The 7,657-nt window shown below is 73.7% G+C and carries 6 protein-coding genes; 1 reads left to right on the top strand and 5 read right to left on the bottom strand.

What is annotated here, in order from left to right; all coding sequences use genetic code 11:
• Positions 1-75: 75 nt before the first annotated feature.
• The 3 genes from IEZ31_RS49490 to IEZ31_RS49480 all read right to left on the bottom strand — a co-directional run bounded on the left by IEZ31_RS49490 (position 76) and on the right by IEZ31_RS49480 (position 2,980).
• Positions 76-498 carry an ester cyclase gene (locus IEZ31_RS49490; protein WP_190257107.1) on the bottom strand — a complete coding sequence of 141 codons (423 nt, stop codon included), beginning with the start codon at positions 496-498 and terminating at the stop codon, positions 76-78.
• A gap of 146 nt (positions 499-644) precedes the next feature.
• Entirely contained in the window at positions 645-2,105 is a 1,461-nt protein-coding gene (locus IEZ31_RS49485; RefSeq protein WP_190257106.1) for an aldehyde dehydrogenase family protein, read from the bottom strand.
• 50 nt (positions 2,106-2,155) lie between these two features.
• Complete coding sequence (locus IEZ31_RS49480; protein ID WP_190257105.1) at positions 2,156-2,980, bottom strand: IclR family transcriptional regulator; 825 nt, start codon at positions 2,978-2,980, stop codon at positions 2,156-2,158.
• A gap of 87 nt (positions 2,981-3,067) precedes the next feature.
• Between IEZ31_RS49480 and IEZ31_RS49475 the strand changes: the two genes are divergently transcribed.
• On the top strand, positions 3,068-4,534 hold the full coding sequence (locus IEZ31_RS49475; RefSeq protein WP_190257104.1) for an aldehyde dehydrogenase family protein: 1,467 nt from the start codon (positions 3,068-3,070) through the stop codon (positions 4,532-4,534).
• A 177-nt stretch (positions 4,535-4,711) separates the two neighbouring features.
• Here IEZ31_RS49475 and IEZ31_RS49470 read toward each other — a convergent pair whose 3' ends face one another.
• Complete coding sequence (locus IEZ31_RS49470; RefSeq protein ID WP_190257103.1) at positions 4,712-5,098, bottom strand: VOC family protein; 387 nt, start codon at positions 5,096-5,098, stop codon at positions 4,712-4,714.
• A gap of 205 nt (positions 5,099-5,303) precedes the next feature.
• Positions 5,304-7,517 (bottom strand): DEAD/DEAH box helicase, encoded by a 2,214-nt coding sequence (locus IEZ31_RS49465; protein WP_190257102.1) that lies wholly within the window; start codon positions 7,515-7,517, stop codon positions 5,304-5,306.
• Positions 7,518-7,657 lie beyond the last annotated feature (140 nt).

Here is a 7,657-nt window from a genome sequence, read left to right as displayed (position 1 = left end):
ATCTGAACAACACCCACCCACACCCGGGGAGCCGGCCACCAGCCGGCCCCCCGGGTTTCGCGTTCCTGGCGGCCGTCAGGTGACCGGCAGCAGGCCGATCTGCTGCATCAGGGTCACCCGGTCCGGGGACACGATGAACTCGGAGACCTTGCCGTCGACGACCCGCATGAAGCCGATGCCGTAGTACAGGATCTGGTTGCCGGTCGGCGGGGCGCCCATGAGCTCCACGGTGTGCGTGCCCTCGTACCGGTACCGGAAGGCTACGGTGTTGCCCTCCGCGATGAGCTCCTCCAGCGGGTGCGTCAGGTCCGGGATGCCGTCGAAGAAGATCTTCGCGAAGTCGATGGACTCCTGCAGGCCGATGGTCGGGAATCCGAAGACGGTGAACTTGAAGTCGTCCGTGCACATGGAGACCGGGTGCTCGCGGCCCCGGTCCAGCAGCTCGAAGTACTGGCGGACAACGGCCTTGCTTGCCTCGGCGGCGCTTTCCTCGGGCATGTTCGATCCTCTCTGCCGCTCCCCGGCGAGGTACGGCGGTGTCGAGGTCGACTCTCCGGCGTCGGTGGGCCGCGCTCATCAGTCATTCGCCTGCGAGCTCGCGAGCCGCGGCGGCCGGCGACCGAGGACCACGTACTGGGCACGGCTCAGAACGGGTAGCGGGCCGTGTCGCCGCGGACGGTCACCCACCGGGTCTCCGTGAAGGCCGCCACGTTGGCCGCCGCACCGCCGAAGCGGGCGCCCGTGCCCGAGGCGCCCACGCCGCCGAACGGGGCGTTGGCCTCGTCGTTCACCGTCTGGTCGTTGATGTGCACGATGCCCGTCGGGAGGCGGTCGGCCAGCGCGAGTCCGCGCATCACGTCGCGCGTCACGATGCCCAGCGACAGGCCGTACTCGCTCGCCGCCGCCAGCGACGCGGCCTCCTCGAAGTCGGTGAAGCGGGCCACCGGGGCGACCGGGCCGAAGATCTCCTCGGCGAAGGCCGGGGTGTCCAGGCTCGCGTCGGCGAGGACCGTGGCCGGGTAGAAGAGGCGGTCGTACGAGCCGCCGGCGGCCAGGCGGGCGCCCCGGCCGGTGCTCGCGGTCACCAGGTCGTGGATCTTGTCGCGCTGGCCCGCGTCGATGACCGGGCCCAGGGCGACCTGCTCGCGGGCCGGGTCGCCGACCGGAAGGCGCGCGGCCCTCGCGGCCAGGCGCTCGACGAAGTCGTCGTACAGCCGCTCGTGGACCAGGTGCCGGCCGGTGGTCATGCAGATCTGGCCCTGGTGGAAGAAGCTGCCCCACGCCGCCAGGCCGACGGCCGCGTCCAGGTCGGCGTCGTCGAGGACGATCAGGGCGGAGTTGCCGCCCAGCTCCAGGTGGGCGCGCTTGAGGTGGCGGCCGGCCAGTTCGCCGACGCGGCGGCCGGCCGCGGTCGAGCCGGTGAAGGAGATGACCCGGACCAGCGGGTGGCTGACGATCGCCTCGCCGGCGTCGGCGCCGCCGGGGAGGACCTGCAGCACGCCCGGGGGCAGGCCGGCCTCCTCGAAGACGCGGGCGATGGTGACGCCGCCGGTGACGGCGGTGCGCGGGTCGGGCTTGAGGATGACGGCGTTGCCGAGGGCGAGGGCCGGGGCGACCGAGCGGATGCCGAGGATGATCGGCACGTTGAACGGCGCGATGACCCCGACGACGCCGGCCGGGCCGCGGCGGGCCATCGACAGGCGGGGCTGCTCGCTCGGCAGCAGCTCGCCGTAGGGGCGGCTCGGCAACCCGGCCGCCTCGTAGCACTCCTGTTCCGCGGTGTGTACCGCGAAGCCCGCCATCCCGGGGACGGCGCCCACCTCGCGGATGTTCCACCAGGAGATCTCCTCGGCGTGCGCGGCGAACAGCGCCCCGGCGCGGCGCAGGACCGCGGCCCGCTCGGGGTGCGGGGCCGCCGCCCACCCGCGCTGCGCGGCGGCCGCCGACTCGGCCGCCCGGGCGACGTCCGAGGCCGAGGCCAGTCCGGCGGTGCCGAGCGGGGCGCCGGTCGCCGGCTCGACCACCGTGCGGGTGCCGCCGGAGCCGGGGACCCAGGACCCGCCGACGAAGATCTTGCCGTCCCACTGTGCCGCGTCCAGGAACATGCCGCCGAATGTAGGACCGCGTTGTCCGCTCCATCAACACGGTGTTTCAACTATTCGAACACTGCGCGATACCCCATGCGCGTCGAGATCTCGCCGGCCGTGCGCCGCAGCGGCCCCTCGATCTTGGTGACGAGCGAGTCCAGCGAGACGGTCCACGTCGTCAGGTGGGCCGCGACGTTGATCGCCGCCACCACGTGCCCGGTCCGGTCCCGCACCGGCGCGGCGATCGAGCGCAGGCCGGGCGCCAGCTCCTCGTCGCTGACCGCGATCCCGCTCTGCCGCACCCGGGCGAGCGCGGCCATCAGCTGCTCCCGGGCGACGATCGTCTTCGGCCCGCGCCGGGCCAGGTCGGTGCGGTCCAGCAGCGTCCGCAGGGCCACCGGCTCCCGGTGGGCCAGCAGCACCTTGCCCATCGACGTGCAGTACGCCGGCAACCGCGACCCCACGTGCAGGTTCAGGTCGACGGCCACCCCGGCGCTGCGGCGGCTGCGGCAGCGCTCGACGTAGACGATGTCCGGCCCGTCGAGCACCGCCATGCTCGCCGCATACCCCGTCTCGTCCGACAGTGCCTGCAGGTGCCGGTGCGCGACCCGGGTCACCTCCATCGAGGACAGCGCCGCGAAGCCGAGGTCGACGACCCGCGGGCCGAGCGCGTACTTGCGCGTCTCGGCGTCCTGCTGGACGTACCCGAGCGCGGCCAGGGTCGCGACGTACCGGTACGTCGTCGAGCGGTTGAGCCCGACCGCCCGGGACAGGTCCGCGACGCCGAGCAGCGGGCCGGCGCTGGTGAACGCCGACAGGATCGCCAGGCCGCGCTCCAGCGACTGCGACAGGGAGGCCGGCGGGCCCGCGGGTTCCTCTGCGTCAAGGGACATGCCCAACCGTAGCAACGGCGTTTTAGTATTCGAAACACCTGACCCGAGCCGTGGGTGACGCCCCGAGCGCCGAGGAGCACCGACATCGTGACCGACGAGCTGCCCCTGGTGTCGCACCACATCGCCGGCGAGTGGGTCCCGTCGATCGGCGGCCGCGAGCACACCGACGACGACCCGTGGACCGGCCGCCCGCTCGCCCGGGTCGCGTCCGGCGACGCCGACGACGCGCGCCGCGCGATCGAGGCCGCGCACGCCGCGTTCGACGGCTGGGCCCGGGCGCTACCGGCCACGCGGCAACGGATCTTCCTCCGCGCCGCCGGTGTGCTCGATCGCCGCCGCGGCGAGATCCGGGACCTGCTGGCCGCGGAGACCGGCTGCGGCGCCCACTTCGCCGGGGTACAGCTCGACTTCTGCCAGTCGCTGCTGGAGCAGGCCGGCGCCCTCGCCTACGCGCCGACGGGCCAGGTCCTGCCGTCCGACGTGCCCGGCACCCGGGCCCTCGCGGTGCGCCGGCCGGTCGGTGTGGTCGCCGCGATCGCCCCGTGGAACGCCGCGCTCGTCCTCGCCGGGCGCGCCGTCGCAGGACCCCTCGCGCTGGGCAACACCGTGGTGCTGAAACCCTCCGAGGAGTCGCCCATGTCCGGCGGTACCATCTGGGCGGAGATCTTCGCCGAGGCCGGATTGCCGCCGGGCGCGCTCAACGTGGTCACCCACGCCTCGGGCGACGCCGGCATGATCGCCGAGGAGCTGGTCACCCACCCGCGCGTGCGCCGGGTCAGCTTCACCGGCTCCACCGTCACGGGCCGCCGGCTGGCCGAGCTGGCCGCCCGCCACCTCAAGCGCCCGGTGCTGCAGCTGTCCGGCCACAACTCCCTCATCGTCCTGGCCGACGCCGACCTCGACCACGCCGTGGAGGCGGCCGCGTACGGCGCGTTCGTCCACCAGGGCGAGGTGTGCATGTGCGCGCGCCGCATCCTGGTGGAGCACGCGATTGCGGCGGAGTTCACCGAACGCTTCACCGCGAAGGTCGCCACCCTCCCGGTGGGCGACCCGCGCGACCCGTCGACGGTGATCGGCCCGCTGATCAACCGCTGGGCCCTGTCGCTGGTCACCCGGCGCGTCGACGAGGCGGTGGCCCTGGGCGCCCGCGTGCTGACGGGCGGCACCCCGCAGCCGCCGTGCTACCCGCCCACGGTGCTGGCGGAGGTACCGCCGGAGGCCGAGATCGCGTTCGAGGAGACCTTCGGCCCGGTGGCGATCCTGGAGGTCGTGGCCGACCGCGAGGAGGCGGTGGCACGGGCGAACGCGTCCCGCTTCGGCCTGACGGCGGGCATCCTGACCGGGGACACGTACGGCGCGCTGGACCTGGCCCGGCGCCTGGAGGCGGGCATCGTCCACGTCAACGACCAGCCCGTGAACGACGAGCCCCAGATGCCGTTCGGCGGCGTGAAGGACAGCGGCTGGGGGCGCTTCGGGCTGGGTTTCGCGGCGGAGGACTTCACGGAGCTGCAGTGGGTCACGCTCCGCGACACCCCCCGCGCTTTCCCCTTCTGACCGGTCACCGAACGTTGGCCGAGTTCGAGCGCCGGCGGCCCCGACCCGTCCGGGTCACGGCCGCCGACGCCGCCGCGGCTGAGCGCTCCCGCAATGCACCTCCGCCGGGGAGATCGACGGCGTGGTGGCGGTGCGGAGGCCGCACACCCGGACCCCGCTACGCGAACTCTCCTCGCACTACGGTGCGATGCTGCGCAGCACGCAGAACTCGTTGCCCTCCGGGTCGGCCATGACGACCCAGCTCTGCTCGCCCTGGCCGATGTCGACCCGCCGGGCGCCGAGGCCGATCAGGCGCTCGACCTCGGCGTCCTGGGTCACGTCGAACGGCATGACATCGAGGTGCAGCCGGTTCTTCGTGAGCTTGTCCTCGGGGACCTTGATGAACATGACCGTCGAGGGCATCGGCTCCCGGCGGACCGCCTCCACGGTCGGCTCCCACGAGGCGATCTCGACCTGGTCGCCCTTGTCCTCGATGACCCGGTACTCCAGGACGGCCGCCCAGAACCCGGCCAGCCGATGCGGGTCCCGGCAGTCGACCACCACCTGCAGCAGTCTGCTCGTCAACGAGCCTCCCCCCGTTTCGCCGGCGTCGTTTCGCCGAGCGCGACCGACTCTACCGCGGCCGGCGGCCGGCGGCCGGCGGCCGGCGCGGCGAGCGAGACCTGTGCGCGCCTGACCGGCGCCGGACGTCGCGGGCACGGAGGCCGAGCTGCGCCTCCCCGGGGGCCGGTACGCGATCGGGCGCACCGGCGGCGGCTCGACCCGTAGGTCACGGCCGGCGGGCCTGCTCGGTGGCCGGTGTGGTGGCGACCAGGCGGCGGGGCGGCTCCGGGGTGCCCGCCAGCCGTTGCTGCTCCTGCGCGACGATCATCCGCGCCAGCTGTACCTCGGAGATGTCCACCGCGCCCGGGGCGGCCTGCGCGATCGTGCTGTGGCGGACGTACGCGTCGAAGAGCTGGGCCTTCGAGCCGAGGAGCTCGATCATCCGCTCGTCGACCGAGTCGGCGATCAGCAGGCGGTGCACCTGGACGGTACGCACCTGTCCCATCCGATGTGCCCGGGCGATCGCCTGGGCCTCGATCGACGGCTTGACCTGCGGCTCGCACAGGATCACCACCGAGGCGGCCTGGATGTTCACGCCGACCCCGGCGGCCTCGATCTGGCACACCAGCGCGGCCGGCTTCCGCGATGCGGAGAACTCGTCCACGATGCGCTGGCGGTCGGCGACCGGTGTCGAGCCGGTGATCGGACCGCGGGCGTCGGCGCCGAGGGCGGCTCCGGTGGTCTCCAGGACGTCGCGGAAGTACGAGAAGACCACGACCTTGCGGCCGTTGGCCATCGCCTCCCGGGTCAGTTCGAGCAGGCGGGTCAGCTTCGCCGAGTCGTGCGGGCGGCGGACGGCGAACGCGGCCCGGCGCATGGCCATGAAGTTGCCCTCGCGCACCGCCTCGCGGTACGCGGCCCCGTCCTCGGCGCCGAACTCCTCCCACTCGTCGACCTGGACCAGCTCCGGCAGCTCGGTGAGCACGTCGGGCTGGTTGCGGCGCAGGTACACCGGGGCCGCCGCGCGCCGGAACGCCTCGACGCTGATCGCGGCGTGCTCGGGCCCCATGCCGGCGGCGACGTCCGGCCGCAGGTGCTCGATCAGGGCGCGGAACTCGTCGATCCGGTTCTCCATCGGGGTGCCGGTGAGGAACAGCACCCGCTCGGACTCCGCCGCGACCCGGTTGACCGCCTGCGACCGCTTCGCGTTCGGGTTCTTCACGTAGTGTGCCTCGTCGACGACCAGCAGCGCGGGCCGGGGCGGGGGCAGCCCGAGCGCGCCGAGCGAGCCGAACGTGACCACGCCGACGCCGCCCGCGTTGCGCCACCGGGCCACCGCCCGGGCCCGGCCGTTGCCGTGCAGGCTGACGACCGGAATCGTCGAGTGCCTGGTGATCTCGCGAGACCAGTTGATCAGTACACTGGCCGGGCAGACGACGAGGAAGTGCGTGGCGCCGCGGGCGGCCAGGTGCGCCATGGCGGCGATGGCCTGCACGGTCTTGCCCAGCCCCATCTCGTCGCCGAGCACGACCCGCCGCTGGACCAGGGCGAACCGGGCGCCGAACGACTGGTATCCGCGCAACCGGAGGCTGTCGTTGAGCCGGGACGTGTCCAGCTGCTGCGCGCCGACCCGCTCGACGATGTCGGCGGGCAGGAACCCTTCGCTCGCCGCGACGTCGCCGCCGAGTCCGACGACCTGGCTGAGCAGGCCGTAGTAGTCCGCCGAGCGCTGCTCGAAGTCGCGCCAGGCCTGCCTGTCGCCCGGCGTTCGGACCGCGCGCGCCTCCCGGGCGGCCCGCGGCAGCCCACCGGCCTCGGCGGTCTCCACCATCGCTCGCACCCGCCGCGCCGCGTCGTCGGCGACGGCCTTGTCCCCGGCCCGCATGAACAGCCGGCGCACCCGACCCGCCGAGGCAGGTCCGGCGACCGGTAGCTCCCTCGCCAGCTCCGCGGCAAGCTTGCCCGCGTCATGCTCGTGTGCCCCGGCCGCGTGCCACACCGCGCCCCAGCGCGCGAGCGCCCGCACCAGCCGGGTCATGTCCGCGTTCTTCGGGTCGAACTCGATCCGGAACTGCAGCGAGTCCCGCGCCGCCCGCTTGAGCTGCTCAGCGGCGTGGATGGTCTTGCGGGCGGTGCCGTCACCGATGCCGGGCACGGCGGTCAGCCGGTCCGCCCCGGCCTTGAGCACGTCGGCGACCGAGCAGATCCCGTGCGCCGGCAGCTCGTCCAGCCGGGCCCGCCCGTCCACGGTGTCCTTGACGGTCTCGATGGACATCTTCCCGATCGCGGCCCAGACCTGGGGCTCGCTCGCGATGGCGTACGCCTCGACGACCTCCGCACGCGCGGCCTGGAGGATGTCGACGATCGCCCCGGCATCGTCCTGTACCTCAGCCGCCCGGGCAAGCAGCGCACGCGTCTCGCGCCGGCTCGGCGCCGTCATCGGCCCGGCCGGGGTGCCGTGGGGTACCGCAGAGACATGCCCTTGAACGTACCGACAGACCGCCCGCGGCGCTGGTTACCCCACCCCAGCGCGGCGCGTGCCGCGGGCGTCACCGGCGTATCGTCGGGTTCGTCCGCTAT

The sequence above is a fragment of the Dactylosporangium sucinum genome (assembly GCF_014647515.1).
Taxonomy (GTDB): domain Bacteria; phylum Actinomycetota; class Actinomycetes; order Mycobacteriales; family Micromonosporaceae; genus Dactylosporangium; species Dactylosporangium sucinum.
The sequence above is the reverse complement of the archived record's forward strand: the minus strand, read 5'-3'. Positions and strand labels throughout refer to the sequence as shown.